The following is a 25,315-nucleotide window of genomic DNA, read 5'->3' as shown; positions in this document are numbered from 1 at the left end:
CGCAGGATGTGAGCGAAAAACGCCGCAAGGCAAACAGGCACGCGCAGGGCATGAGCCCTGTGGCACCGTCTTCTTTCATCCGGACTATGACCGTCGGCTCCGGCATTGAACCGGATCTGCTGACCCCCGGCCGTGGGCCGGGGCGCTCGCGGGCTCGTGCTTGCGCACCTACCGCCGGTGGGGAGTTGCACCCCGCCCTGAAGACGTTTGTATACCGGCGAACCGGCGTGGACAGTGTACCAGCCCGGGCTGAACGGGGTGGGACACCCGGGGCCGAAGCCGTTTCCCGGCGGGAAACGGATCTGACCCCAAGCCTGCCCAGCCTGTGACGGCTGTCTCTCGCATTTTGTAAAACTTTCATTAAAATTCGCCGCGGACGACATGAGGTCGCCACGGGCTGCGCCTCCGGCGCGCCCGCCAATGGACTGCAATTCACAGGAATTCCCATGCGCAAGCTCCTGATCATCGCCAGCCTGCTGGCCGTCGCTCCGCTGGCCTCGGCCGCCGAAGGGCTGAGCTACACCTACGTCGAAGGTGGCTGGACCCAGGTCAAGACCGACGACAGCGATTTCAACGACCCGAAGCTTGACGGCGGCTACGTGCGCGGTTCGTTCGCGCTGGCCGAGCAGGTGCACGTGTTCGGCAGCTGGTCGCGTACCAGCAAGAGCTACCACTTCACCGGTGCGTCGGCCAAGTTCGAACTGGACCAGCCTGAGCTGGGCATCGGCTACCACATGCCGTGGACGGACCGCCTGGACTACACCGCCGACATCGCCTGGGTGCGCCAGAACGCCGAGCTGACCGTGAAATCGGATCTGTTCGGCCGCGAACACCTGAAGGATCACACCAACCTGGCCCGCGCCACCATGGGCGTGCGTGGCAAGCCTTCGCCGAAGACCGAAGCGTGGGCCAAGGCCGGCTACATGGATGGCGGCAACGACTTCAAGGGCACCTGGGTCGGCACCGTCGGTGGCCAGATCAATTTCACCCCGACCTGGGGCCTGGTGGGAGAAGTCTCCGGCCAGCGCGATGTCACCCAGTTCTCGGCCGGCGTCCGCGCCAGCTTCTGATTGCCCGATCCTCGTCGTGCGATCGAACGGGCCCCGCAAGGGGCCCGTTTTTTTTCCGCTGCACACCGTTACCTGGCTGCATCGCACCATCGAAAGCGTGGGCAGATGCGCTAGGCTTGCCCGCCTCTGGACCCGGAATCACTGTCATGAAGACCCCCCTGCGCTCCCTGCTGGCCACTGCACTGTTGTGCGCTCCCCTGTTCGCCAGCGCCGCCTCGACGCAGCTGAGCCCCGAACAGACGTTCGATCTCTATTCCCGCGTACTGCTGGAAGACGACGCGACCGCCACGCGCACGCTCAACGACGCGCTGAAGCCGGCGTTCGAGGGCCAGGACGCCGTGACCCCAAACCCGGGCGCGCTGGCCAAGGCATTGGCCGAACCCTGGCAGACGGTACTGGCCAGCACCGGCGCTTCGATCGACGCTGCGGCCACCGAAGCGCTGTACGCCAAGGCGCTGCGTGATTCGAAGTGCCGCGCAACCCAGAGCGTGATCGAAGACAACGAATACGTTGAAGACCAGAAGCTGGCGCGGATCACCTACACCTGCCAGGTGCCCGACCTGGGCAAGGTCCGCCCGCTGTTCGCCGCCAGCCTGGCCGACCATGCCAGCCCGGCCTCGCGCAAGCAGTTCACCGACGCCTACACCCAGGCGCTGCAGAGTGGTGCACGCGTGCCGGTCAGCGGCACCTTCACCCTCTACCCGGCCAAGGACAACGGCTACTGGTACAGCGGCAACTTCGATGATCTGGTGGGCACCGTGGCCGGTGCGCTGGCTCCGTTCGAGGACTGGATGCAGGACGCGCAGGCGGCCAACGCGCCGAAAGTGACCGGCATACCCGGCTGCGACCTGCTGCTGCAGCAGCACCGCAGCTGCGTGGCGAAGATCGCGCCCGACCAGATCAGCGGCGTGGACGCGATGGCCGAAGAGCTGAAGGCCAAAGCGCAGGTGCAGTCGGTCGAGGAGATGACGCAGGAGTGCAAGGCACTGCGCCCGCTGGCCGAGATGATGTGGACCGACGAATGCACCTGAGCCGCTAAGTGGTAGCGCTGGGCCATACCCGGCGACACTGCGCTGCCGTCAACCTTCCTCATCGTCGTCCGGATGTTGCCGAACACCTGGCGATGCGGGTGGCGCTCGCCGTCGTGCAGGGCTTTTGCCCGGTTCTCCAGGCGCGTGCAATGCGCGCACCGTGCTCCAGCTGTCAGTGTCAGTGACCGCCGAAGTCCGACTTTCGGAACTGTTGCATGGACAGGTAACGCCCGCCGCGTGAAGCTTGGGGGTGGACGGTGCACGCGCGTCGTTCGCCAGCGCGTTCCATGCTCGCTGGCCCGCGATGACGAATTCTCCCGGCGTGTGTTACGCCTGAACAACGCTCATGAGCAGGCCGTCCAGCGACGCGCCGATGCCGAGCCGTGGACGCAGCACTGCTCACAAGGCACACCGAGAGCCATCGGTGTCTGCTGGCAGAGCCGGCACGAGTCACCACGTATCTCTTCTCTCTATCATGTTGGAAATACAGATGTTCGCTTCGCTCAGACCCCTTGCTCGCGCCGCGCTGCGGCTGCTGCCCTCCCTGCTGCTGATCGGCTGCGCGCAGGGCGCTCAGACCCCGATGGCCATACCCGGCTCGGTCGTCAGCCTCGTGCCACCTCCGGGATTCGCGCCAGCACCCCATTTCTCCGGCTTCGCCAGCGGAGATGGTCGCGCCAGCATCCTGGTCGCCGAACTGCCCGCCGATGCCCGTGCCGCCGTCAGCGGACTGTTTGTAGACGAGGCAACCGCGCGCAACCGCTTTGCCAGCCAGGGCGTCCGGGTCGACCGTCTGGAATCGGTCACCAGCGAGGGGCGGACGATTCCGGTGGTCATTGGCAGCCAGATCGCCCACGGTTACACCTTCGACAAGTGGGTTGCGCTGTTCAGCGGCTCTCCAACGGTCATGATCACGATCCAAGCCCCGCGCGAACATGGGCTGACGCACAAGCAGGCAATGCGTGCTCTGGCCTCGGTGACCCTTGGGGCACAGGCCACGCTTGAGCAGAAAGTCGCCGCCATGCCCTTCAGCGTCAGACCCGAGCCACCCTTCCGGCTGATCGACACCCATGCAAACTCGGCCGTAATCCTTACGGCCGGTGAACTGGATACGGATCCCGAGGGTCGCCAACCTCTGGTGGTCGTCGCCTCCCAGCTTTCTCTGCCGTTTGATTCGGACGATCTGGCGGAGGTATCCGATCAGTTGATTGCTGGAACTGTCCGCATCCAGGGAGGAACCGTTGCCTCGAGGAGCGACGTGCCGTTCGGCGGCATCGAGGGACACCGCGTTGATGGACTCACACCCGACGGGCGTCACTACCGCCACTACCTTGCACTCTGGCCAGGTGAGCGGTTTGTCCGTCTGGCCGCGATTCTGCCGGCGGAGAGCACGCAGGACGTGGAAGAGGCGATTGATGCCATCGCCGCCTCGGTCCGATTCCACGAATGACAGTGCAGACCGAGGACGGCGTCTGTCACTGCATCATGTGCGCAGCAGCAGGCGCAGGTCCTCACCCACCTGGCATTGCTCGACCACGCGCAGCCGGCGTTGCTGCTGCATCGCCTCGATGCCCAGTCCGGCCAGCAGCGGGCGGGCGCGTTCCCCCATCAGGGTGGGCGCCTGGTACAGCAGCAGCTCATCCACCCAACCGCCGCGCAGCAGCGCACCGGCCAGCGTAGCGCCGGCTTCGGTATGCACTTCGTTGATGCCGCGCCCGGCCAGCAGGGTCAGCATCGCGCCAAGATCGAGACGGCCGTCGGCACTGGGCACGCTGGCGAATTCGGCATCGGCTGCATCGGGTGCACTGACCGCCGCATCATGCAGGTACAGCGTCGGTGCCCCACCCTCGCGCACGCGGCTGCACTGCAGGGAACGCAGGCGCGAATCGAGCACGACGCGCAGCGGCGGCATCACGTCGACGTCCCGCAGGCGCACGGTCAGCATCGGATCATCAGCCAGGACGGTGTCGGCACCGGTCAGGATCGCGCCGGCGCGTGCACGCCAGTGCTGCACGTCTTCGCGCGCCGCTGCTCCGGTGATCCATTTGGACGCGCCGTCGGCCATCGCCGTACGCCCGTCCAGGCTGGCGGCCAGCTTCACCCGCAGCCACGGGCGATTGCGCTCCACGCGTGACAGAAAGCCCTTGTTGAGCTCGCGTGCCTGCGCCGCCATCAGCCCTTCGGCGACCTCGATGCCGGCGCCGCGCAGCAGGTCGAATCCGCCGCCATCGACCTGCGGGAAGGGATCACGCAGCGCAGCGACCACACGCGATACACCGGCCTCGATCAGTGCCAGTGCGCACGGTGGTGTGCGCCCGTAATGCGCGCAGGGCTCAAGGGTGACGTAGGCAGTGGCACCGCGCGCCTCACCACCGGCCTCGCGCAACGCGAACACTTCGGCATGCGGGCCACCGGCACGCTGGTGCCAGCCCTGCCCGACCACACGTTCACCATGGGCGATCACGCAGCCGACCATCGGATTGGGGCGGGTGGTGTAGGCGGCGCGCTCGGCCAGGCGCAGCGCGCTGGCCATGTGCAGATGGTCGAGGACGGAGAATGGGGTGGTCATCTGGCCATGGTAACGCTGCCGGTGTTGATCCATGCCATCGGTGCCAACCAAGGTTGGCACCCACCCGTGGATGCGCCATCAGTGCCAACCAGGGTTGGCACAGGCCGCCGCAGAGGCGGTCAGCCTTTCTTCTTCTTGGCCAGGGCGATCACATCGCCCAGCAGCTGCAGCTGTTCGGTGCTGGCCGGCAGCTCGCGTTCGAGTTTTTCGATTTCCTCGCGGAAATCGGCCACATCCTCGAAGCTGCGGTAGACCGAGGCGAATCGCACGTACCCCACGTGATCGAGCTTGCGCAGCTCGTTCATCACGAACTCGCCCACCTTGATCGAAGGCACTTCACGCTCGCCACTGAGGCGCAACTGATGGACCACCGCACGCACCGCCGCTTCGATCTTGTCTTCCGGCACGGCACGCTTCTGCAGCGCGCGATCGAAGCCGGCGCGTACCTTGCGCTGGTCGAAGGCCTCGCGGGTGCCATCGCTCTTGACGATGGCCGGCAGCTTCAGTTCGACGGTTTCCAGGGTGCTGAAGCGCTCGTTGCAGGCCTCGCACTCACGCCGACGGCGGATCGTCGCGCCGTCTTCAGAGACGCGCGAGTCGATGACCCGGGTATCGGCATGTTGGCAGAAGGGGCAATACATGGAACGCCTGGCTCAGGGGGCAACCTACGCCATGGTCATGGCGGCGTCGCAAAGGTACCTGAGAAGGGGCTTTCCGGCAAATTCCATGTGCTGTACGGCCCCTCGTCAAGGGCAACCCTGCAGCCGTCCCAGATGCACCCAGATACTCAGAAACACCCTGATGCGTGAGGCTGGACATGCCATCCCTACACCACCATGCGACTTGCCTGGAAAGTCAGGCGCCCGGAAGGTGAGCAGGCCGCCAGCGCAGCCAGGCCAGATGCGCCGCGGGCAGCAACAGCGGCGGGCCGAACAGCAACAGGCTGAAGCCGTCCATGCGTTCGGTCAGGCCGACCACCAGCCCCAGCACGACGGCGGGCACTGCTGCCAGCGCGCCCAGCGCCAGCAACGCCCACCACACCCGGCCCACTGCCTGCAGGCCAGACCGGCCCTGCAGGAGGAAACCGGCGCCGATGTACAACCAGGCAACAATGCCCAGCGCCCCGGCGGTGCCCCAGCACACCAGCAGCAGCCGGCTCGGCAGGCGGGTTTCCTGCGTCAGGCCGGAGTACACGCCCACCAAGGCCACGGTGCCTCCCAGCAGCACGCCTGGCAGCCCGAACAGCAGGGCCTGCACGAGGTGCAGGCGCTTGTGCAGACGTTCATCCATACGCTCATCCATGTGCGTTGCTCTCCCTGGGCCGGGGTCAGAGCCCTTCCCCTGCGGGACGGGATCCGACCCCATTACCCGATCAACCGTAGACCGGGTACTTGCGGCACTGCGCGCTGACGGCATCGCGCACGCGGGCGATCACGGCGTCATCGTTCGGCGCATCGAGGACATCGGCGATCCAGTTGGCCAGATCCACGCAGTCCTGCTCGGTGTAGCCACGGGTGGTCACCGCCGGCGTACCCAGGCGCAGGCCCGAGGTCACGAACGGCGAACGCGGGTCGTTCGGCACCGAGTTCTTGTTGACGGTGATGTGCGCCTTGCCCAGTGCCGCTTCCGCGTCCTTGCCGGACACGTCCTTGCCGATCATGTCCACCAGCATCAGGTGGTTCTGGGTGCCGCCGGAGACGATCTTGTAGCCGCGCGCGATGAGCGTGTTGGCCATCGCCTGGGCGTTCTTCACCACCTGCTGCTGATAGGTCTTGAAGGCCGGTTCCAGCGCTTCCTTGAAGGCCACCGCCTTGCCGGCGATGACATGCATCAGCGGACCGCCCTGGATACCCGGGAACACGATCGACTGCAGCTTCTTGACCAGGTCCTCATCGGCACCCTTGGCGACGATGATGCCGCCGCGCGGGCCGCGCAGGGTCTTGTGGGTGGTGGAGGTGACGACGTGGGCATGGTCCAGCGGGCTCGGATAGACGCCGGCGGCGACCAGACCGGCGACGTGGGCCATGTCGACGAACAGGTAGGCGCCGACCTTGTCGGCGATGGCGCGGAAGCGTGCCCAGTCGATCACCTGCGAGTAGGCCGAGAAGCCAGCCACGACCATCTTCGGCTTGTGCTCCAGGGCCAGGCGCTCGACTTCGTCGTAGTCGATCAGGCCCTGGTCGTTCACGCCGTACTGCACGGCGTTGAACAGCTTGCCCGAGGCGTTCACCTTGGCGCCATGGGTGAGGTGGCCGCCGTGGGCCAGGCTCATGCCGAGGATGGTGTCGCCCGGCTGCAGCAGCGCGAAGTACACGGCCTGGTTGGCCTGCGAGCCGCTGTGTGGCTGCACGTTCGCATAGTCGGCGCCGAACAGCTGCTTGAGGCGGTCGATCGCCAGCTGCTCGGCGATGTCCACGTATTCGCAACCACCGTAGTAGCGCTTGCCCGGATAGCCTTCGGCGTACTTGTTGGTCAGCTGGCTGCCCTGCGCTTCCATCACTGCCGGGCTGGTGTAGTTCTCGCTGGCGATCAGCTCGACATGGTCTTCCTGGCGCTGGGTCTCAGCGGCGATGGCCTTGGCCAGTTCGGGATCGTAGGATTCGATGCGGACGTCACGCGGGAACATCGGGTACTCCAGCAGGCAGGGAAAGGGGGTGTACGGCTCAGCCCCTGATTGTAGCCCCGCACCGGCCGGCTGGGGCCGAAACGGACGGGGCCGGATCCCTCGAAGGAATCCGGCCCCGTATGGTTCCGAGTGATGTTGCGGGGTCCTCAGCGGCTGCTGAGCACGTACTGGGCGATCACGCCGGTGGCGATGGCCACCAGCAGCATGTTGCCGCGGTCATCGCGGATCCAGTGGTGGCCATGCGGCGGACGGCGCAGGTGGTAGCGCGGATAGTCGTTCACCACGTAGATCGGGCCGCGATAGTAGTCGCGGTAGCGGTGCCCCACCTTCCAGCCATAGCCGGGGCCGTAGGCAGGGCGGTAGACCACACGCGGCGGCGGTGCCGGGCGGTAGTAGCGGTCATGGTCACGGTGCCACTCGCGGCGGTCCTGCCGGTAATCGCGCCGGGCCTCACGGCGGTCGCGCTCCCAGTCACGACGGTCCTGTCGCCACTCGCGACGATCCTCCCGCCACTCGCGGCGGTCGTGACCGCGGCCGCGGTGGTCGTCGTCGGCAAATGCCGGGGCAACCGCGCCGAGCGCCAGCACAGAGGCCACGGCTCCGGCCATTACTCGATTGATGCGCATGTCAGACCTCTGCTTGGGTGGTGGTGACCCCATATTGCGCACCGGATCTGAACCGTTTCCGGCTGGAAACGCTTCCCGCTTCAGGACTGTGACGGCGATTCAGGCCGCGGCCAGCCCGGCCGGCTCCCCGTGGCGCGGCGGGTAACCGGTTCCGGCTATAATTGGCGGTATTCCATTCAAGTCTGTGCCCGCTGCCGCACCGGGAAACCTCCCGTGACGGTCGGGCGCAGGGTCGCGCCTACGGAGACCTCATGTCCTCGCAATACATCTACACCATGAACCGCGTGTCCAAGGTGGTCCCGCCCAAGCGGCAGATCATCAAGGACATCTCGCTGTCCTTCTTCCCGGGCGCGAAGATCGGCCTGCTGGGCCTGAACGGCGCCGGCAAGTCGACCGTGCTGAAGATCATGGCCGGCGTGGATACCGACTTCGAGGGCGAGGCACGCCCGCAGCCGGGCATCAAGGTCGGCTACCTGGCGCAGGAACCGGAACTGGACCCGAACAAGACCGTGCGCGAGTCGGTCGAGGAAGGCGTGGGCGAAGTGCTGCAGGCCCAGGCTGCGCTGGAGGCGGTGTACGCCGCCTACGCCGAGGAAGGCGCCGACTTCGACGCCCTGGCCAAGGAACAGGAGCGCCTGGAGGCGATCCTGGCCGCCGGCGACGCGCACACCCTGGAAAACCAGCTGGACGTGGCTGCCGATGCGCTGCGCCTGCCGCCGTGGGATGCCAAGATCGCCAACCTGTCCGGCGGTGAAAAGCGCCGCGTCGCGCTGTGCCGCCTGCTGCTGCAGAAGCCGGACATGCTGCTGCTGGACGAACCGACCAACCACCTCGACGCCGAGTCGGTGGAATGGCTGGAACAGTTCCTGGCGCGCTACACCGGCACCGTGGTGGCCGTTACCCACGATCGCTACTTCCTGGACAACGCCGCCGAGTGGATCCTGGAACTGGACCGCGGCCGCGGCATTCCGTGGAAGGGCAACTACACCGAATGGCTGGTGCAGAAGGATGAGCGCCTGAAGCAGGAAGAAAACCAGGAAAAGGCCCGCCAGAAGGCGATCCAGAAGGAACTGGAGTGGTCGCGCCAGAACGCCAAGGGCGGCCGTTCCAAGGGCAAGGCCCGTCTGGCCCGCCTGGAAGAGCTGCAGTCGCAGGATTACCAGAAGCGCAACGAGACCAACGAAATCTTCATCCCGCCGGGCGAGCGCCTGGGCAACATGGTGATGGAGTTCAAGAACGTGTCCAAGAAGTTCGGCGACCGCCTGCTGATCGACAACCTGTCGATGCTGATTCCGCCGGGCGCGATCGTCGGCATCATCGGCCCGAACGGCGCCGGCAAGTCGACGCTGTTCAAGATGATCACCGGCCAGGAGAAGCCGGATTCGGGCGAGATCGTGATCGGCCCGACCGTGCAGCTGTCCTACGTGGACCAGAGCCGCGACAAGCTGGAAGGCAACCACAACGTCTTCCAGGAAATCGCCGGTGGCCTGGACATCCTCAACATCAACGGCATCGAGATCCAGTCGCGCGCCTACATCGGACGCTTCAACTTCAAGGGCCAGGACCAGCAGAAGATGGTCGGCTCGCTGTCCGGTGGTGAGCGTGGCCGCCTGCACATGGCCAAGACCCTGCTGCAGGGTGGCAACGTGCTGCTGCTCGACGAACCGTCCAACGACCTGGACATCGAAACGCTGCGTGCGCTGGAAGACGCGCTGCTGGAGTTCCCGGGCAACACCTTCGTGATCTCGCACGACCGCTGGTTCCTGGACCGCATCGCCACGCACATCATCGCTTTCGAAGGCGACTCGCACGTGGAGTTCTTCCAGGGCAACTACCGCGAGTACGAGGAAGACAAGAAGCGCCGCATGGGCGATGACGCTGCGCCGAAGCGCCTGCGCTTCAAGGCACTGAAGTAACGCAACAGGAAAGGCCGCGCTCGCGCGGCCTTTCTCCTTCTGTGGGTCGCCCGCTTGCCGGGAGACACCTTCACGAGAAGCCCCATGTCCCTGTTCGAACGCCTGTTCCAGCTGCAGCAGCACGGCACCACCGTGCGCACCGAGCTGCTGGCCGGTGTCACCACCTTCCTGACGATGTCCTACATCGTCTTCGTCAACCCCGAAATCCTCGGCACCACCGGCATGGATGCGGGCGCGGTATTCGTCGCCACCTGCCTGGCGGCCGCGCTGGGCTCCACGGTGATGGCGCTGGCAGCCAATTTCCCGGTCGGCATGGCTCCGGGCATGGGCCTGAACGCGTTCTTTGCCTTCACCGTGGTCGGCGCCGCCGGCCTGCCCTGGCAGCAGGCGCTGGCGGCAGTGTTCATCTCCGGCCTGGTGTTCCTGGTGCTGTCGCTGACCGGCGTGCGTGCCTGGCTGGTATCCGGCATTCCTTCGTCACTGCGCTCAGCCATCGTCGCCGGCATCGGCCTGTTCCTGGCCATCATCGCCCTGCAGAAGTCCGGGGTGATCATCGGCAACGAGGACACGCTGGTGGCGCTGGGCCCGCTCAACACCGCCCCACCGCTGCTGGCACTGGCCGGCTTCCTGCTGATCGCCGTGCTGGAGGCGCGCCGCATCCGTGGTGCGATCCTGATCGGCATCCTGGCGGTCACTGGGGCCGGCTGGGCGCTGGGCGACGTGCAGTACCAGGGACTGGTGTCCCTGCCGCCAAGCCTGGCGCCGACCTTCCTGCAGCTGGACCTGCCGGGCCTGCTGCACCACGACGGCGGTGCCCCCATCGCGGTACTGCTGCAGGTGGTGCTGGTGTTCGTGCTGGTGGAGGTGTTCGATGCCACCGGCACGCTGTACGGGGTGGTCGGCCGCGCCGGCCTGCTGAAGCTGCCGGGTGCGCAGAAGCGTTTCGGCCGTGCACTGCTGGCCGACAGCACGGCAATCGTCGCCGGCTCCATGCTGGGCACCAGCAGCACCACGGCATTCGCCGAAAGCGCCTCGGGCGTGCAGGTGGGCGGCCGTACCGGCCTCACCGCCCTGGTGGTCGCCGCGCTGTTCCTGGCCGCCCTGCTGTTCTCGCCGCTGGCCTCGATGGTGCCAAGCTACGCCACCGCACCGGCCCTGCTGTTCGTTGCCGGGTTGATGCTGCGCGAGCTGGTGGAAGTGGACTGGAGCGACCTCACCGAATCGGTGCCGGCGGCCCTGTGCGCGCTGGCGATGCCGTTCACCTACTCCATCGCCAATGGACTGGCTTTCGGCTTCATCGCCTACGCCGCGCTGAAGGCCGGCACTGGCCGCTGGCGCGAGGTGCATCCGGCGGTGTGGCTGGTGGCCGTGCTGTTCGTGCTGCGCTTCGCGCTGGAGTAATCAGGGCAGGGGCCCGCTGTCACGGCGGGCTGGTGGTGTACTCATCGCCAGGCCGGTCGCAGCTGGCCATCCACGCCGAAACGCCAGCGGCCCTCGGCCCAGCCCCGGCCGAACAGGGCCAGCATCTGCGAATAGTAGGCCGGTGCCTCGGCACGCTGCTGTTCCGGGCTGGGCAGGCTGGCCAGCAGCGACTTCGCCAGCCCCTGCTCGCGCTGTGCCAGCACACAGGGCAGTACAGCCGCGCGGAAACCATAGTTTCCTTCGCCCTGCCCCTGCCCGCTGCGGGTATCGACCTTTTCCCAGAGTGCCGCACCGCTGCGCAGGCGCTGCAGCGGACCGGACAACGCCGCCAGCTGCCGCCGGAACAACGGATCGCGCGGGGCCGTCATGCCTGCCCACGTGTAGCAGCGGATCGCATCGTAGCCGCCCACCGCTCCGTTCACCGGATCGACCACGAAGCGCCCCTGCTGCCACGCCGCCCAGTCCGGTGCATAGCCATGCGGGCTGGTCTGCTCCAGCAGCGTGGTCGCGTTGTCCGCCAGTTCCGCCCAGGGCCCACTGCGATCGGCCGCGGCAAAGCGCCGCAGCAGCGGCAGCGGCAGATAGCTGGGATTGACCCGGGTCGCATCGCCTTCGACGAATCCCTGCGGTCCCGGCAGCAGCATCGGGCCGAGACCGGGCAGCTGCACGACTTCCCTTTCCCGCACCTGCCCCAGCATGCCCCCGGCGATGGCCTGCAACGCAGGACGGTGCCAGAGCCGCCCCGCTTCGAGCAGGGCGTAGGCCAGCCACAGATCGGAATCGGACGCCGGATTGTCGTCCAGTACGCGCCAGCCGCCCTTGTCATCGCGGCCCCACAGCCAGGCCGGCAACCGCTGCCGCATGTCGCCCCCGGCCAGGTTGTCCTGGGTCCAGCCCAGAACGCGATCAAACAGCGCCTGATCGTTGTCGACCAGCGCGAAGAACAACGCATACGACTGCCCTTCCGACGTACTGCGCTGGTCGTCCTGGCTGCGATCGATCATGCGTCCGTCGTTGCTGAGGCTGCTGTCCAGCAGCACCTGCCAGGCCGGCCAGCGCGGCGCTGCGAGCGCACGCCCTGCGCCCATGGCCAGCAACGGCAAGGCGGCCGTCGCCTGCAGCAGTCGGCGGCGTTGCGGGTCAGCGGAACTCGCCATAGGGCACCAGTGGCGACACGGGCAGCGGCAGGTTGCCCTGCCAGGGCTTGAAGGTATAGCGCAGATAGAGCTGGAATGTGTTCGGCGAGAAGTCACGGCTGCGCTGCAGGGTTCCCGCCGCACCCAGGACGATGTGATCGCCCAGCCGCCGCTCCACGGCCGCGTAGAGCCGATAGCCGGTGCCGGTGCTGCGGCTGTCGCCGGTGTACAGGCCAGCCTCGTCCAGCGCGAGAGCACCGTACTGCGGCTCCAGCTGTGCCACCACGCGCTCGATCAGCGCCTGGTCCGGGAAGCGGCTGATCGACGCCGTACGCGCGCTGGAAACACTGACCGACCCATCCACCCGCAGCGACCACAGATCATTGCGCCAGGCAAAGCTGGCCGGCAGGCTCAACGAGGCATAGCGCTGCGGGCTGTAGTAGCCGCCCTGGCCCAGCGAGTAGCCGCCCAGATCCTTCTGGTAACGCCAGTACATGGCCGTGGTGCCGACGTCCAGGCGCATGTCCGTACGCTGGATCAGCTTGTGGTACCAGCCGACCATCGCACGCGCACGCGTGTTGTCCGCGACGTTGTGACCGGTCAACCGGTGCCAGCTCCAGTTCGACCAGACGCCATTGCGTCCGCCCTCATCGAAGCCCAGGCTGAAGGTGATGCCATTGGCGGTCACCCCACCCCAGGCAATGCCGCTGCGAGGATCGTAGGCACCGGCCTGTGACAGCAGGGAGTTGGTCATCGGCCGCCGCGACAGCGTCGCCCCCCAGCCGAGACGGCCCAGATCGCCATTGGCGGTGATGCCTCCCAGCCAGTTGCCGATCACATAGTGGGACGGCGTATGGCCAAGGTCGACATTCCAGCGATCGTCCAGCGTGCGCCAGCCGGCCGCGAACCCTGCGCCGGAACTGCGCCGCTGATGCACGAAGCGGGTACATCCCGGGGCCTGCAGCCGGGAGCCGTCGGCACGCAGCAGCGACAGGTCGCAGCTGCCGAAATCCTCGTCGTAAGTGCCGTCGGCGCCGGTGCGGAACCGCCCTGCGTCGAAGTGCACCTGTTCGATGCGCGCCCAGCCGAGCCCGCCTGCAAACGGCGCATCCAGATGCGCGATGCGGGTGTCGCGCCCGAGGCGGGAAATGCCGGGCGTTCCGTCGCTGCGACGACCGGTATCCTGCATCACCGTCAGCGTGGGATTTTCCTGCTGGTACAGCGTTTCCACGTCGCTGCGCAGGCTGCGCCGCAGCCAGTCGTCCCCCGCGGTCTCGCGACTGGCCAGGGTCAGCGCGCGGTTGTCGCGCGGCTGTGCCTGCGTTGCGGCCAGCAGGCCGTTGTCGGCCATCGCCTGCGCGTACATGTCCAGCGCCTGCTGCGGATCCTCGCGGCGCACCAGTCGCGCCGCGTCGCGCCAGGACTGTGGATCCGGACCGTCCCTGCGGGCCAGCAGCGCGCGCAGGATCGCCAATGCCTTGGCGTCCTCGTGCAGGTCGGTCCAGATGCCGGCCAGCTGGCGCTGCTGGCCGAGCGCATCTTCGGCGACCACCGGGGGCGACAGCCGCATCTGCCGCCGCGCGTTGTCCAGATCGCCGGCACCGATCCAGGCCTGCACCTGGCCAAGCTGTGCATCGACGTTGTCCGGCTGCTCCGCAAGTACCCGCTGGTAATACTGCAGGGCCTGCGGGTGGTCGCCGCGCAGGCGCGCCCAGTCGGCCAGCAGCAGGTTGTTCTCGGCACTGGCCGGTTGCTGTTGCAACAGAGCGATGGCTTCCGGCTCGCGTCCCTGCGCACGCAGCGACCAGAGATGATCGATGAGCTGCTGCCGGCGCAGCCGTGCGGACAGTGCGCGGATATCGTCATCCCATTCCGCCAGCGGCACCGCGTCCAGCACTGCCAGTGCCTGCGGCAGGCGATCGGTGCCGGACAGATACAACGCCTGCGCGTAGCGTGCTTCAGCGCTGTCATTGCGCGTCACCATGTCCGCGACCACCGCATCGGCCTCGGCAGGCCGACCCGCGGCCTGCAGCTCAACGGCCAGGGCACGGGCGAGCCACGCATCGGCGGGCAGCTCCACGCGCAGCTCATGCCCGAGCGCAAGGGCGGCCTCCGCATCGCCGGTCGCCAAGGCCTGCTCACGTCGTTCGCGCAGGCGACTGATCCGCAGCTGACGCAGATCCTCGGCGTACAACCGGCGCTGCGCGGCCGGCAACGCATCGATGAAGGTCTCCAGACGCTGCGGATCGGTCCTCCCATACAGCTGCACCAACCTGCGGATCACGTTGGCATCGTTCGGCGCCATCCGCCTCGCGGCCTGCAGCTGGCGTTCGGCCGAGGCGTCGTCGCCACGGGCCACGGCAACATCCACCTGCCCCAGCCGTGCGTTGACCTCGCGTGGCTGCTGCCGCCGCGCCTGCGCGTACAACGCATCCGCCTCGTCCAGCCGACCGGCACCGAGTGCGGCATCGGCCTGGTCCAGCAGCAGCCAGTAGCGCGTACTGGCAATGAGGTCGCGCCATTTGTCGCTGCTCTCGCCGACGGGCGTGGCCTGGATCGCGCGTTCGAACAGGCCGATCGCCGACGCGCGACGGCCCTGTCGCATCTGCGCCATGCCCAATCCGCCCAGGAAGGCGGCTTCGCGCGGATAGGCCCGCAACGCCTGCTGGAAGGCACGTTCGGCCTCGGCATCGCGCCCGCGTTCAAGCAGTTGCTGGCCACGCAGACCCGCCCGCCAAGCCGGATCACTGACCTGCCTGTGCTGCTCGGCATAGCGCTCGCGCACCAGGGCGATGTCATTGAAGGTGGGATTGCGGGTGATGAACTCCTGCAGGCGACGCACGCCGCGCTCATCGGCGGGCTGGTCCTGCAGGTACGCCCACTCGGCATCGGCAGCCAGCCCGCGGGCGTCGGGGTTGCGGCCCATGCGCCGCAGCGCGTCGAGCGCTTCATCGTCGCGACCGGCCGCGAACAGCAGCTGCGACAGCGTCTGCAGCAGCCCGGTGTTGCCTGGATACGCCTGGTCCAATGCGGTCAGCTCCCGGATCGCCAGCGCGCGGCCATCCGCCTGCGCGCCACGCAGACGCCAGTACTCCAGCCCCAGCTGCAACCCCGGAGGCGCGTCATTGAACAGGCGGCGGTAGATCGCCAGCGCATCGGCACTGCGGCCACCGGCTGCGAACAGGCGTGCCTGCTGCAGCTCCTGCTGCAGATCGCCCTGGTAGGCCTGCCAGAGGCGATCACCCGCAGCGAGTTCGCGACTGCCCGCACCGACCTGCCGCAATCGTTGCAGCGTCGCGGTCGCATCCTCCACCTTCTGCTGCGACAACTGCACCTCCAGGATCGCCAGCAGGGTGCCACGATCATCCGGTGCCAGCATGCGCAGCCGTGCCAACGCATCTTCGATCAGGCTCTGGCGCCCGGTCGCCTCGCCGATGCGTACCTGCTGCAACAACCACTGCCGCTGCTCGGCCGCAGTACCGCCGGGCATTTGCGGCAGCGCCTGTGCCGCGCATGCGCCGGTCCCGGCCAGACCCAGCAGCACCAGCCGGGACGCCATCAGCAGCGGCGGCGAGGTCCGGCTCATTCCTTGCCCGCATCCAGGCGCCGCGCGGCGACCCAGCGCAGTGCACGCCAGAGCAGGAAGGCGACCATCAGCACCACCAGCGTGGCCAGCACGGCCAGCAATGCCGGATGATCGGCCAGGTGGTACCACAGCAGCAGCCACCACGGCAGCGCGCCCACGTAATAGTGTTCGCCCACGAACTGGCTGTTGATGCCGGAACTGCGCAGGATCGCCACCGATCCCGCAATGGCTTCGCGCTTGCCGGTGTCGCTGAGTGCATCATCGAGCAGCTGATAGTCGGCCGGATGGCTGGCCGCCAGCGAGACGATGCTGCGTTGTGCATGGCGGGGCGACTGCAGGCCGACGATGGCCGCGAAGGGCGCCTGTGCGGTGACCGCCACGCGGGTGACCGCAGGATCGCCCGCGCGGCTGCCGCGACGGGCCTGCTGCACCGCCAGTTCCGGCGATGGCCACTGGCCGTTGAGCAGGCGGGTGCGTTGGTCGTCGATCAGCAGTGACAGCTGCTGGCTGCCGCGCAGCTCATCCGGCAACGCGCCCAGAACCAGCAGGTCCGCATCCAGCGCACTGGCCTGTTTCCAGTCCGCGGACAGGCGCAACCCGTAGGCCGGGTACCCACTCTGTACGCCAAGGCCTCCGATCAGGTTGAGCAGCAGGCTGACCTGCGCCTCGCTGGCGGACGGCGGCACCAGCACCACGGTCTCGGACAGGTCCGCCATGCGTGTGAACGGGAAGCCGCTGAGCGCGAACGCGGACAGGTCCGGCAACCCCATGTAGTGATGGAAACCGGAGAAGTCGATGGTCGAATCCTCCTCGATGGCCGCCTGCAGGTTCGGCGGCAGCACGGTCTGGCAGTGGTCGCGCTGGGCACTGCCCATCACGCTGGCAAAGTTGAAGTCGAACCGCAGCTGGTTGCGGTCACCCAGCTTCAGCGCCGGAATCAACAGGCGGCCATCGTCGGCGCCGGCATCGCCAGCGAGCACAGGCAGGCGGATTTCCTCCACGCCCTGCTTGCCGCTGCGGCGCACCAGCGGGAAGCTTGAAATGAACTGGTCGTTGATCGCCACGCCCAGCCGCGACTCATCACTGCCAAACGGCGGCGTGTAGCGGTAACGCAGGTTCAGTGGAATGCCCTGGTTGCGCCAGATGAAGAGGTCCGGTGGCAGGTTGAGATTGACCGTGATCGGCTGCGGCGATACCCCGTTGGCATGCAGCTGCTGCGGATAGTCCAGCAGCTCGGCCAGGCGCACCGCGCGATCGGTACGCACCCAGTTCGGCGCGTCGTACGGCCTGCGTGGCGCCAACGGCTTCATTTCGTCGATCGCGACCTGGCGGCCGCGGAACAGGACATTGCCGGCCGCCATCGCCGAAACGGCCTTCTGCAGGTCATCGTCGTTGCGGCCCAGCACCAGCAGCAGCTTGCGCTGCGGATCCTCGGGCAGGGCCATCAGCTCGATCACCGGCCCCTGCACAGGCGCGTGGTTGGCGATCACCGGCGGGAAGCGGCCATTCACCGCCAGCACCACCGCGTGGCCCTGCTCGGGCAGCGTGCCGAAGCTCACCGGAAAACGGGCCTGCCGCCACCATCCCGCCAGGCTGCCGAAATAGGACGCCATGACCGCCGCAGCCCGCTGCTGCGCCAGCGTGGGCGCCGCTGCAAACACCACCGGCAGTTCCAGCCGCGCGGTGTCGCGCGGATCGAAGAAGGGCAGAGGGAAATTGGCCAGATCATCCTGCATGTCCAGCGGCTGGCCGCCCAGCCTCAGCGTGCTGTTGCTGGAGAGGTTGACCCACAGCGAACTGTGCGTGGGTTCTTCGCAGATATCGGTGTAATGGCCGACGAATTCCAGGCGAACCTGGTTGAAATCAGCGATCAGGCGCGCGTCCAGCGGCAGCTTGGCCTGCACGGGGCGCCCCAGCTGGTCGTTGCTGATCGGTACCACGCCCATCATCGCGTCATTCAGATAGACCCGCAGGTGCGACAGCGTCGGCAACAGCGACGGCGAGGGTGTGAAGCTCAGATCCAGTTCCGCTTCGCGCGCGAGGCGATCGCGGCGCACCTGGAATTCGAACGTGGTGCTGTTGCGGACGCCGGACAGCAGCGTGTCCTGGCGGCGGCCAAGCTGTGCGAAGGTGCTGTGCCGTTGCCAGGGCCAAGCGCTGCCGGCCCAGGTATCGGGCAAGGCCGGTTCGCCGCGCGGCGCGGGCACCGATGCCGCTGTGGTCGGGGTCGGTACCGCAACCTGCGCGGCCGGGGCATCCGGCGTTGAACCGGTGGCAGGCGCCGGCACGGGTGCTGGAGCGCCATTGCCGGACACCACTGGCAGTACCAGCAACGGCAGCAGCAGCCAGCGCAGAGAGGTCGGGATGCTCATGGACGAAGCCCTGGGTCAGCGGCTGGGTCAGCCGGGTGGGAGGGAAGCGGACGTTGTGGTGCGAAACTGGCCAGCCAGCGCAGCAGGCGACCGCTCCAGTGCACGGGGCGGTCGAGATCGAACGGCGTGAAGTCGCCCATCCGCCGATAGCCTTTCCAGCCCAGCACCAGCACGCTCCACAGGCTGCGTGGCAGGCTCTTGGGCTGGTAACCGGCATGCCAGTCCAGCCACGCATCGGCGCGGGCGAATGTGCATTGCGCGAACTCCACGCGCTGGCGCTCGTTGTCGAACTGCAGCAGCAGGCCGAGGCGATGGCCGACGCTGCGCTGTACCCGCGCCGGGAAGGCGAACTCGCGCCGGCCACGCCCGAGCAGCAGGTGTACGCGCGTGCCTTCGGCCAGTTGCGGATCCAGTCCCAACTCCAGGCCGACGCCATCGTTGGAATAGTCCTGCAGCACGCCCCGCAGTCGACGCCCATCGGGTATCTGCAGCGCCATCGGCAGGCGCGTGGTGACCCGGTGGGTGCGCCGCACCTGCTGTACCTCCGCCGCCACCGCCAGCGCGCCGCCGATGATCAGCAGGTTGTACAGCACCCACAACGAACTCACGACCACCGTGCCGCGCTCATCGGCAGGCCCCTCGATGAAACGCCACACGGCGAAGCACAGCCCCAGCACGTTCAGCAGCGCCAGTACCAGGTAGGGGCGCGCCACCCGCCAGTCGAAGCGGTCACCCGCCTGCGTGCCTCCCTTGTCGGTGACATTGAACTTGCCGCGGCCGGGACTGAACAGGGCCACGGTGGTCGGCCGCGCGATGTACCAGGCCAGCACGGTTTCATAGACCTCACCCCAGAACGGGCGGCGGTACCGGCCCTGGATGCGCGCGTTGGTCAGGCTGGCGTGGGCCATGTGTGGAACGACAAACAGCAGGATCGCCAGCGCGGGGGCGTAGATGATGTAGACATGCAGCAGGAGGAAGGCCAGCGGCGCGGTGAGGAACACCAGCCGCGGGATGCCCGCGAGAAAGTGCAGCATCGCGTTGGCGTAGCAGAAGCGCTGGAACAGGCTCAGGCCCTTGCCAAGCAGCGGATTGTCGATGCGGAAGATCTGCACCATGCCGCGCGCCCAGCGGATGCGCTGGTTGACATGCGCGCCCAGGCTGTCGGTGGCCAGGCCGGCCGCCTGCGGAATGCGAAGGTAGGCCGAGTTCCAGCCCTGGCGATGCAGGCGCAGGGCGGTATGCGCATCCTCGGTGACGGTCTCGGTGGCGAAGCCGCCGATGGCATCGATGGCCTCACGCCGCAGCACCGCGCAGGAACCACAGAAGAACGCGGCATTCCACAGGTCGTTGCCGTCCTGCACCAGCCCGTAGAACAGCTCGCCCTCGTTGGGATCACTGCGGAACACCTGCAGGTTGCGCTCGAAGGGATCGGCCGAGAAGAAATGGTGCGGGGTCTGCACCAGTGCCAGCTTCGGATCGCGCAGGAACCAACCACAGGTGATCTGCAGGAACGAGCGCACCGGGAGGTGATCGCTGTCGAAGATCGCCACCAGCTCACCGTCGATCAGGGTCAGGGCGTGGTTGAGGTTGCCGGCCTTGGCGTGCCGGTTGTCGCTGCGGGTGATGTAGTTGACGCCGGTCTGCTCGGCGAAGGCACGGAACGCCTCGCGCTTGCCGTCATCGAGCAGGTGGATGCGCAGTCTGTCGGCCGGCCAGTCCAGCCCCATGGCGGCATGGACGGTATGCCGCACCAGTGACAGGTCTTCGTTGTAGGTGGGAATCAGCACATCCACCGTGGGCCACTGCCGGATGTCGGCCGGCAAGGGTGCCGGACGCCGCCGCAGCGGCCAGGCAACCTGTACGTAGCCCAGCATCAGCACCAGCCAGGAATACGTCTCGGCCACCAGCAGCACCAGGCCGCAGACCAGGTCGAAGGTGCTGCTCCAGTTCAGGGTGGCGGTATAGCGCCACCAGAGATAGCGGCAGGACACGGTGATCGACAGCACCACCAGTACCAGCGTCGCATAGCGGCCGGGCATGCGCCGTACCAGCAGCGCGATGACCCATAGCAGCAGCACGAACACGAACTGCGCCAGGTAGCTGAAGGGCTGGGTAATGCACAGCGCGGCCAGAGCCAGCGTAGCCAGGCCGGTGATGGCGGTCAGCGCGTGCCGCGCGCGCGGTGGCAGGTGCTCCAGGCGCTGTGCGAGCCACGCCGCGAGGCGACTGTTGCCGACATCGGCAGGTGCATCACGCATCGCCCGCAGGTAGCGCAGGCGACCGCGTCCTGCCGCTCCGCGCAGCTCGGCGATGCGCTGGCGCCGGGCCTGGGCCAGGCGCTGGCGGCGCAGCGAGGTATGCGGAACCAGCCGCACCAGCGACAGCCATGCGGCCTGGATCAGCAGCCGCAGTGGATCTCCGGGGCGCCAGCGGCGATCACCCTGCAACTGCGGGAACGCACGCCGCAGCCGCGGCGCCAGCGCCTGCCACGCAGGTCCTTCCAGCCTCAACAGCGCCCAGCCCAGCGCCTGCAGCGACCACAGCAGCGCGCACAGTGGCCATGCGGCGTACACGCGCTCACGCAGCCGGTTCCAGTGCAGATAGTGGATGCGTGCGCCCTTCATCGCCCGCTCTCCCGATCCTGCCGCCGCGCCGCCTCGGCCAGGCACCACAATGCCAGGCCGGCGACGTCGGCAGCCGCCAGCGCATCGGCCGCATGCTGCCCCAGCGGCTGCTTGCTGGCCAACGCGGCCGGCACCCGCGCATCTTCATGCAGAGGCTGAGGCACCAGCATCGACGCGTGCGCATGCAGCCACAGCTGCATCAGATCGCGCTGCACCGGAACCGCCGGGTCATACCGGTTGGCCAGCAGACGGCGCGGATCGTCGTGCTGCCGCTGCAGGAAGACGTGGCTTGCCGGATCGACGCACGCCAAGCGCAACGGCAGCGTACAGCGCGCATATCGGTTGACCGCCGCCGCGTGTGCCGGCAGCCGCTGCGGCAGGTCGAACAGCAGCCAGTCGAACTGCGCCGACAGCACTGGCACGCGATCATTCCAGGTGTCGGGTGCCAGACTCAGCGCCTGCTCGATCTGCAGGGCTTCGGCCGCGCTGACACGGCCGTACGGCAGCACCGCCAGGCCCGGCGCGCAGGCGAAGGCCGCATCTCGCCAGTCGCGGCCGTCCAGCATTGCCCGCGCCCAGCCATCAGCCTCCCGTGCGGCCAACCCGACATGCAGGCCCAGCATCTGATCCGGACTGCACTCGACCAGCAGCACGCGCTGGCCCTGCGCATGCAGCGCCTGTCCCAACGCGGCCAGCACCGTGGTGACGCCTGTGCCGCCGTGCACGCCCTGCAGGGACAACAGTACGCTCATGGCTGCCGCTCCAGCTCGGCCAGCAACGGCCAGCGTGCCAGTGCCCGGGCACGTTCGTTCTGCGCCGAGAAGTCCACGTAGGGCAACCCGGGCATGCCCAGGCTGCGACGCAGCAGATCGATGTCGTCCTCCTCCACCGAAAGCGTGCTGGCAACGGCCAAGATGTCGGCCATCAGCGTTTGTCCTCCGGGTACGGGTTCCAGGCCTGGCTGCCCTGCAGCTGCAGCCAGGGCTTGCCACCGTAATCGATGACCTTGGCGCCTTCGTTCTCCGACACCGAGGGCGTACGTGGCAGCCCCTGCAGCAGGCTGTCCCAGTCGCGCGCTCCCGACGGCGACTGCGCGTTCAGCGCATACACCCGCGACACCAGTTCGGAGAGGGCCAGATAGCTGCTGGGTTCGGGCACATGACGCGGCCCTCCGCTGGCCGGCGTGCCCATCCCGACCAGCTTGACGCCGACCGGCACATGGGTGATCGAGGGGCTGGGAATCTCCCGCATGCCGGGAATCTGCATGCGGTCGCCATGCAGCGCCGCGCCATGCTCGGGCACCACGACGATCATGGCGCGACGGCCACTGCGCTCCACCGCTTCGACGAAGCCTGCCATGTCACCCAGCACCATCTGCGCGCGGGCCTTGTAGTCAGCCGCGTTGGCACGACCGTCGGCGCCGACGATGCGGTTGCCGTCGTGCAGGGAGATCGTGTTGTAGAACAGCGCGACCTGCTGCGCCTGTTCGGCCTGGCGCTGCTTCCACCAGGCGTTCAGCACGTCACCATCGCGGCGCAGCGGCGACTTGTCGAACGCGACCAGCGCCCGGGGAAACGCGCTGATGTCCATCGGCCGTGCCTGCAACCCACCGTACTGGCTCAGTTCGCCGATGAAGTTGTCGAAGTGCCCATCGTGGTTCATCGCCAGCTCGCTCTGGAAACCCAGGCGCTGCAGGTTGGAGAACAACTGGCATTCGGCTGGCACCGGGTCGAACAATGCGGTGTGCGAGGTCTGTCCGCAGCTGGCGCGCAGCAGGCGGATCGCCGCCGGTCCGCTGTAGGCGGTGGCCGAGTTGAAATCGTCGAAGATCAGGTCCATGTGGTCCAGCAGCGTGTTCTGGCGCATGCCGACTTCGTCCAGATCACTCCATGCCAGCGAACAGATGTTGAGGATGATGACGTCGAACGGCGCAGCGCTGGCCGGCGCCGGGAACACCGTCTTCAGGCCCGACTGCTGCTGGTAGAAGGCCGCCAGCCAGGCATTGAGTGTCTCGTTGCTGGCCGGCGCAAGTGCACCGGCAGCGCCGGCAGCGGCGTCAGCACCGCCGGTCGCTGCGGTGGCCTGCGACGTTCCCCAGTTCAGGCCCGCCGGCAATGGCAGTGCCACCACCGCCATGCCCAGCATGCCCAGCACGCTCAGCGTCGTGATGCGCAGCCACGGTTTCAGCAGCAGGTAGGCAACCACCAGCAGCACCAGCACCGCGACCATCTGCCAGTTGATGAAGCGCTGCGCCAGCTCCAGCCAGTAGTCGGCGGAGAAATCGAGCACGCCCGGCTGTGCGAGAAGACGCTGGAAGGGCGGCCACCAGGTGTCCTGGTAGTAGAGCACCACGGCCACCGGCACGGCGACGACCGTGCGTGTGATGCGTGCCCATCGCCACGGCAGTGGCACCAGCAGGGCGGCCAGGAACAACAGGTTGGGCAGGATCTTCAGGTCCAGCGCGCCCATCCAGGCCAGCACCACCTTGGACAGGAAATACAGGTTCCAGCCGCGCAGGTCCGACCACACGAACCGCGATGCGGGCGTCAGCTGTGCGCTCATTGCGGCCTCCGCGCATCGCGCACCCGCACGCCCGCCCGCCGCAGGTGCCGTGGGGGCAGCCAGGACGCTGCGCGGCGACGCATCGCGCGCCACAGCGCGCCCAGCATCACGCCGAACGGAATCATCACCAGCGCACAGGCCGCGATCAGCGTCCACAGCTGCTGGTCGGTGGTCATGCGGAATCTCCCAACCGGAACGGGATGGGGGCGTTGAATGCGACCTCGTTGACCGGGGCCGCGGGTTGCGGCAACGGAACGGCAGGGGCGGGCAGCGTCTCGGATTCGGAGTCGCTGCCGCGGGCATTCATCGCTGCGATGTCGTACTCGGCCAGGCGCTGGTAGCCATCGAACAGCTCGCGCCAGGGCAGCCGGTACAGGTTGGAGAGCGCCTGTTCGACCGCATCGCGGCGGCAGCCGAACAGGAACAGGCGGACCTGGCCGCGGTACACGCAGGCCACATCCCCCTGCCTGCGGATGTTCAACTGCTGCAGGGTCTGTTCCGCGCGCAGCCCGGCCACCGGCTGCAGCGCCAGCACGGCGCTTTCCACCGCGCTGCCGTCCTGATCGATGCGTTCGCCGACGATCTGCCGGAAGCGGTCGGCCGCCACGATTCCATTCACTTCCGGTGGCCGGTGGGCACGGATCAACGGTTCGGGGTCGGCCGCCAGCTGCCCCTGCCAACGCTGCCGCTGCACCGTCTCCAGCAGCGTCAGTAGCCGCGGCAGCGGAGTCGCCGCCGGCACCACCATGTTGCCGCCGCACTGCAGCAGCAGGCGCTCGTCGGCGTAGCGCAGGCACGGTTGCACCTCGCGCACCACCAGCTTCAGCAGGTCGCCGCGCTCGCGGCGCAGCCGATGCAGCAGGCGTGCCAGTGTGTCCACCTGGTCGTTGCTGCGGATCGCCAGCACCACGGTGGCCTCGCGCGCCTGCAGCGCCGAAGGCAGCAGGTCCGCCCAGCCATCGTGGAGCCGCCAGGCGGGCGACAGCGGCGGAGCGCCTTCCAGCACGTCGGCCTCGGCCAGGTACAGATCACGATCGCCGCCGCTGGCCTCGACCGCAGAGAGCACGCTGTCCGCCTCTTCTGGCACGCGGCGCAACCCGCCTTCTGCCGCTTCGATCGCGAAGGCACGGCGGGCCACCACACCATGGGCGTTGGCCCAGTAATGCAGCAGCAGCTGCAGCGCACCGCGGTGCGGATGCAGCTGGGCGACGCCGGAACAGGTCCGGTTCAAGGCCAGCAGGCGCGGCGCCAGGGTGGCCACTTCACCGTGGCAAAGCAGCAGCAGCACCGTGCCGGCCTGCTCCGCCCAGGCTTGCAGCTGCCGGTTCCATGCCGCCAGCCGGGCATCGCTCCAGCCTTCCAGCGCCGCCAGCGGAAACTGCACCATGCACAGGCGGGTCGCGGCGGTGGCCGCGCGGGGAAGATCAACCGCCAGACCGCGCAGGGTCCGCTGCATGGCAGCGGCCGAGGAACGGAACAGACGCAACCGCGCCGGCCCCTCCCCCGGCGGCAGCTCGGCCAGCATCGCATCGGCGCCGCGCCCCAGCGTCGCCAGCACGGCGTCCTGCACGTCGCTGGCCGAACCCAGCACACCTGCGCCGACCAGGTCGGCCGGCGCGCTTCCGGCCGCGACGACCCAGTACAGCCCACCGCCGTGCATCTCGACGAACTCGGGCGGCAAACCGGCGATGGCAAGATGGGGCGCTGTCATGCCGGGTCCTTTCAGCGGACCTCAGCCGAGCCGACGCTGCGGCAGCGGAGGTGCTGTGTTGGGC

The 25,315-nt window shown here is 67.8% G+C and carries 19 protein-coding genes and 1 riboswitch; of the genes, 5 read left to right on the top strand and 14 right to left on the bottom strand.

Going from position 1 to position 25,315, the window contains the following annotated elements; genetic code table 11:
- Positions 1–63 precede the first annotated feature (63 nt).
- Positions 64–209, bottom strand: a riboswitch (FMN riboswitch).
- Between the two features lie 237 nt (positions 210–446).
- The 3 genes from N8888_RS02760 to N8888_RS02750 all read left to right on the top strand — a co-directional run bounded on the left by N8888_RS02760 (position 447) and on the right by N8888_RS02750 (position 3,551).
- Positions 447–1,070: a hypothetical protein gene (locus tag N8888_RS02760; RefSeq protein WP_053518907.1), complete on the top strand. Its 624-nt coding sequence runs from the start codon at positions 447–449 to the stop codon at positions 1,068–1,070.
- 146 nt (positions 1,071–1,216) lie between these two features.
- A complete protein-coding gene (locus N8888_RS02755; protein ID WP_263177322.1) occupies positions 1,217–2,101 on the top strand; it encodes a hypothetical protein in 885 nt (294 codons plus the stop codon).
- Between the two features lie 490 nt (positions 2,102–2,591).
- Positions 2,592–3,551 (top strand): hypothetical protein, encoded by a 960-nt coding sequence (locus N8888_RS02750; RefSeq protein ID WP_263177320.1) that lies wholly within the window; start codon positions 2,592–2,594, stop codon positions 3,549–3,551.
- 33 nt (positions 3,552–3,584) lie between these two features.
- On the opposite strand, the gene ribD is transcribed toward N8888_RS02750, so the two are convergent.
- The 5 genes from ribD to N8888_RS02725 form a co-directional block, all read right to left on the bottom strand.
- Positions 3,585–4,670 carry a bifunctional diaminohydroxyphosphoribosylaminopyrimidine deaminase/5-amino-6-(5-phosphoribosylamino)uracil reductase RibD gene (gene ribD / locus N8888_RS02745; protein WP_263177318.1) on the bottom strand — a complete coding sequence of 362 codons (1,086 nt, stop codon included), beginning with the start codon at positions 4,668–4,670 and terminating at the stop codon, positions 3,585–3,587.
- 119 nt (positions 4,671–4,789) lie between these two features.
- Positions 4,790–5,311 carry a transcriptional regulator NrdR gene (nrdR, locus tag N8888_RS02740; protein ID WP_053518899.1) on the bottom strand — a complete coding sequence of 174 codons (522 nt, stop codon included), beginning with the start codon at positions 5,309–5,311 and terminating at the stop codon, positions 4,790–4,792.
- Positions 5,312–5,525: 214 nt separating this feature from the next.
- Positions 5,526–5,960 (bottom strand): hypothetical protein, encoded by a 435-nt coding sequence (locus N8888_RS02735; protein WP_065175824.1) that lies wholly within the window; start codon positions 5,958–5,960, stop codon positions 5,526–5,528.
- 82 nt (positions 5,961–6,042) lie between these two features.
- Positions 6,043–7,296, bottom strand: coding sequence for a serine hydroxymethyltransferase (gene glyA / locus N8888_RS02730; protein WP_053518895.1), 1,254 nt, complete (start codon positions 7,294–7,296; stop codon positions 6,043–6,045).
- A 146-nt stretch (positions 7,297–7,442) separates the two neighbouring features.
- Positions 7,443–7,922 (bottom strand): RcnB family protein, encoded by a 480-nt coding sequence (locus tag N8888_RS02725; protein WP_065175826.1) that lies wholly within the window; start codon positions 7,920–7,922, stop codon positions 7,443–7,445.
- A 251-nt stretch (positions 7,923–8,173) separates the two neighbouring features.
- Between N8888_RS02725 and ettA the strand changes: the two genes are divergently transcribed.
- Positions 8,174–9,838, top strand: coding sequence for an energy-dependent translational throttle protein EttA (ettA, locus tag N8888_RS02720; protein ID WP_005415249.1), 1,665 nt, complete (start codon positions 8,174–8,176; stop codon positions 9,836–9,838).
- An 84-nt stretch (positions 9,839–9,922) separates the two neighbouring features.
- Complete coding sequence (locus tag N8888_RS02715) at positions 9,923–11,239, top strand: NCS2 family permease (RefSeq protein ID WP_053518892.1); 1,317 nt, start codon at positions 9,923–9,925, stop codon at positions 11,237–11,239.
- Positions 11,240–11,280: 41 nt separating this feature from the next.
- Here N8888_RS02715 and bcsZ read toward each other — a convergent pair whose 3' ends face one another.
- Genes bcsZ through N8888_RS02670 form a run of 9 tightly spaced genes read right to left on the bottom strand, consistent with a single transcriptional unit; the run spans position 11,281 to position 25,251 of the window.
- Positions 11,281–12,417 (bottom strand): cellulose synthase complex periplasmic endoglucanase BcsZ, encoded by a 1,137-nt coding sequence (gene bcsZ / locus N8888_RS02710; RefSeq protein WP_111186320.1) that lies wholly within the window; start codon positions 12,415–12,417, stop codon positions 11,281–11,283.
- Positions 12,401–15,982 (bottom strand): cellulose synthase complex outer membrane protein BcsC, encoded by a 3,582-nt coding sequence (bcsC, locus tag N8888_RS02705; RefSeq protein ID WP_263177299.1) that lies wholly within the window; start codon positions 15,980–15,982, stop codon positions 12,401–12,403. Before bcsC ends, bcsZ begins: the two co-directional genes overlap by 17 nt.
- Positions 15,979–18,354 carry a cellulose biosynthesis cyclic di-GMP-binding regulatory protein BcsB gene (gene bcsB / locus N8888_RS02700; protein WP_263177297.1) on the bottom strand — a complete coding sequence of 792 codons (2,376 nt, stop codon included), beginning with the start codon at positions 18,352–18,354 and terminating at the stop codon, positions 15,979–15,981. Before bcsB ends, bcsC begins: the two co-directional genes overlap by 4 nt.
- Positions 18,351–20,978, bottom strand: coding sequence for a UDP-forming cellulose synthase catalytic subunit (bcsA, locus tag N8888_RS02695; RefSeq protein ID WP_262217913.1), 2,628 nt, complete (start codon positions 20,976–20,978; stop codon positions 18,351–18,353). Before bcsA ends, bcsB begins: the two co-directional genes overlap by 4 nt.
- Positions 20,975–21,730: a cellulose biosynthesis protein BcsQ gene (gene bcsQ, locus N8888_RS02690; protein ID WP_053518884.1), complete on the bottom strand. Its 756-nt coding sequence runs from the start codon at positions 21,728–21,730 to the stop codon at positions 20,975–20,977. The genes bcsA and bcsQ overlap by 4 nt, the downstream gene beginning before the upstream one ends.
- Positions 21,727–21,903 (bottom strand): cellulose biosynthesis protein BcsR, encoded by a 177-nt coding sequence (gene bcsR / locus N8888_RS02685; RefSeq protein ID WP_080375313.1) that lies wholly within the window; start codon positions 21,901–21,903, stop codon positions 21,727–21,729. The genes bcsQ and bcsR overlap by 4 nt, the downstream gene beginning before the upstream one ends.
- Positions 21,903–23,540 carry a cellulose biosynthesis protein BcsG gene (gene bcsG / locus N8888_RS02680; protein WP_262217911.1) on the bottom strand — a complete coding sequence of 546 codons (1,638 nt, stop codon included), beginning with the start codon at positions 23,538–23,540 and terminating at the stop codon, positions 21,903–21,905. The genes bcsR and bcsG overlap by 1 nt, the downstream gene beginning before the upstream one ends.
- Complete coding sequence (bcsF, locus tag N8888_RS02675; RefSeq protein ID WP_065175832.1) at positions 23,537–23,716, bottom strand: cellulose biosynthesis protein BcsF; 180 nt, start codon at positions 23,714–23,716, stop codon at positions 23,537–23,539. The genes bcsG and bcsF overlap by 4 nt, the downstream gene beginning before the upstream one ends.
- Positions 23,713–25,251 (bottom strand): BcsE family c-di-GMP-binding protein, encoded by a 1,539-nt coding sequence (locus tag N8888_RS02670; RefSeq protein ID WP_065175833.1) that lies wholly within the window; start codon positions 25,249–25,251, stop codon positions 23,713–23,715. Before N8888_RS02670 ends, bcsF begins: the two co-directional genes overlap by 4 nt.
- Positions 25,252–25,315: the final 64 nt, after the last annotated feature.

It is taken from the genome of Stenotrophomonas maltophilia, from assembly GCF_025642255.1.
GTDB classification, from domain to species: domain Bacteria; phylum Pseudomonadota; class Gammaproteobacteria; order Xanthomonadales; family Xanthomonadaceae; genus Stenotrophomonas; species Stenotrophomonas maltophilia_P.
This window is presented reverse-complemented; position numbering and strand designations above follow the sequence as displayed.

What these genes read in the sequence shown, in the direction of transcription:
- N8888_RS02715 (WP_053518892.1), top strand. Translation starts at nt 9,923, where the DNA reads ATGTCCCTGTTCGAACGCCTGTTCCAGCTGCAGCAGCACGGCACCACC.
- bcsQ (WP_053518884.1), bottom strand. Translation starts at nt 21,730, where the DNA reads ATGAGCGTACTGTTGTCCCTGCAGGGCGTGCACGGCGGCACAGGCGTC.
- bcsR (WP_080375313.1), bottom strand. Translation starts at nt 21,903, where the DNA reads ATGGCCGACATCTTGGCCGTTGCCAGCACGCTTTCGGTGGAGGAGGAC.
- bcsG (WP_262217911.1), bottom strand. Translation starts at nt 23,540, where the DNA reads ATGAGCGCACAGCTGACGCCCGCATCGCGGTTCGTGTGGTCGGACCTG.
- N8888_RS02750 (WP_263177320.1), top strand. Translation starts at nt 2,592, where the DNA reads ATGTTCGCTTCGCTCAGACCCCTTGCTCGCGCCGCGCTGCGGCTGCTG.
- N8888_RS02755 (WP_263177322.1), top strand. Translation starts at nt 1,217, where the DNA reads ATGAAGACCCCCCTGCGCTCCCTGCTGGCCACTGCACTGTTGTGCGCT.
- bcsF (WP_065175832.1), bottom strand. Translation starts at nt 23,716, where the DNA reads ATGACCACCGACCAGCAGCTGTGGACGCTGATCGCGGCCTGTGCGCTG.
- nrdR (WP_053518899.1), bottom strand. Translation starts at nt 5,311, where the DNA reads ATGTATTGCCCCTTCTGCCAACATGCCGATACCCGGGTCATCGACTCG.
- N8888_RS02670 (WP_065175833.1), bottom strand. Translation starts at nt 25,251, where the DNA reads ATGACAGCGCCCCATCTTGCCATCGCCGGTTTGCCGCCCGAGTTCGTC.
- bcsC (WP_263177299.1), bottom strand. Translation starts at nt 15,982, where the DNA reads ATGAGCCGGACCTCGCCGCCGCTGCTGATGGCGTCCCGGCTGGTGCTG.
- bcsB (WP_263177297.1), bottom strand. Translation starts at nt 18,354, where the DNA reads ATGAGCATCCCGACCTCTCTGCGCTGGCTGCTGCTGCCGTTGCTGGTA.
- N8888_RS02760 (WP_053518907.1), top strand. Translation starts at nt 447, where the DNA reads ATGCGCAAGCTCCTGATCATCGCCAGCCTGCTGGCCGTCGCTCCGCTG.
- N8888_RS02725 (WP_065175826.1), bottom strand. Translation starts at nt 7,922, where the DNA reads ATGCGCATCAATCGAGTAATGGCCGGAGCCGTGGCCTCTGTGCTGGCG.
- ribD (WP_263177318.1), bottom strand. Translation starts at nt 4,670, where the DNA reads ATGACCACCCCATTCTCCGTCCTCGACCATCTGCACATGGCCAGCGCG.
- ettA (WP_005415249.1), top strand. Translation starts at nt 8,174, where the DNA reads ATGTCCTCGCAATACATCTACACCATGAACCGCGTGTCCAAGGTGGTC.
- bcsZ (WP_111186320.1), bottom strand. Translation starts at nt 12,417, where the DNA reads ATGGCGAGTTCCGCTGACCCGCAACGCCGCCGACTGCTGCAGGCGACG.
- bcsA (WP_262217913.1), bottom strand. Translation starts at nt 20,978, where the DNA reads ATGAAGGGCGCACGCATCCACTATCTGCACTGGAACCGGCTGCGTGAG.
- glyA (WP_053518895.1), bottom strand. Translation starts at nt 7,296, where the DNA reads ATGTTCCCGCGTGACGTCCGCATCGAATCCTACGATCCCGAACTGGCC.
- N8888_RS02735 (WP_065175824.1), bottom strand. Translation starts at nt 5,960, where the DNA reads ATGGATGAACGTCTGCACAAGCGCCTGCACCTCGTGCAGGCCCTGCTG.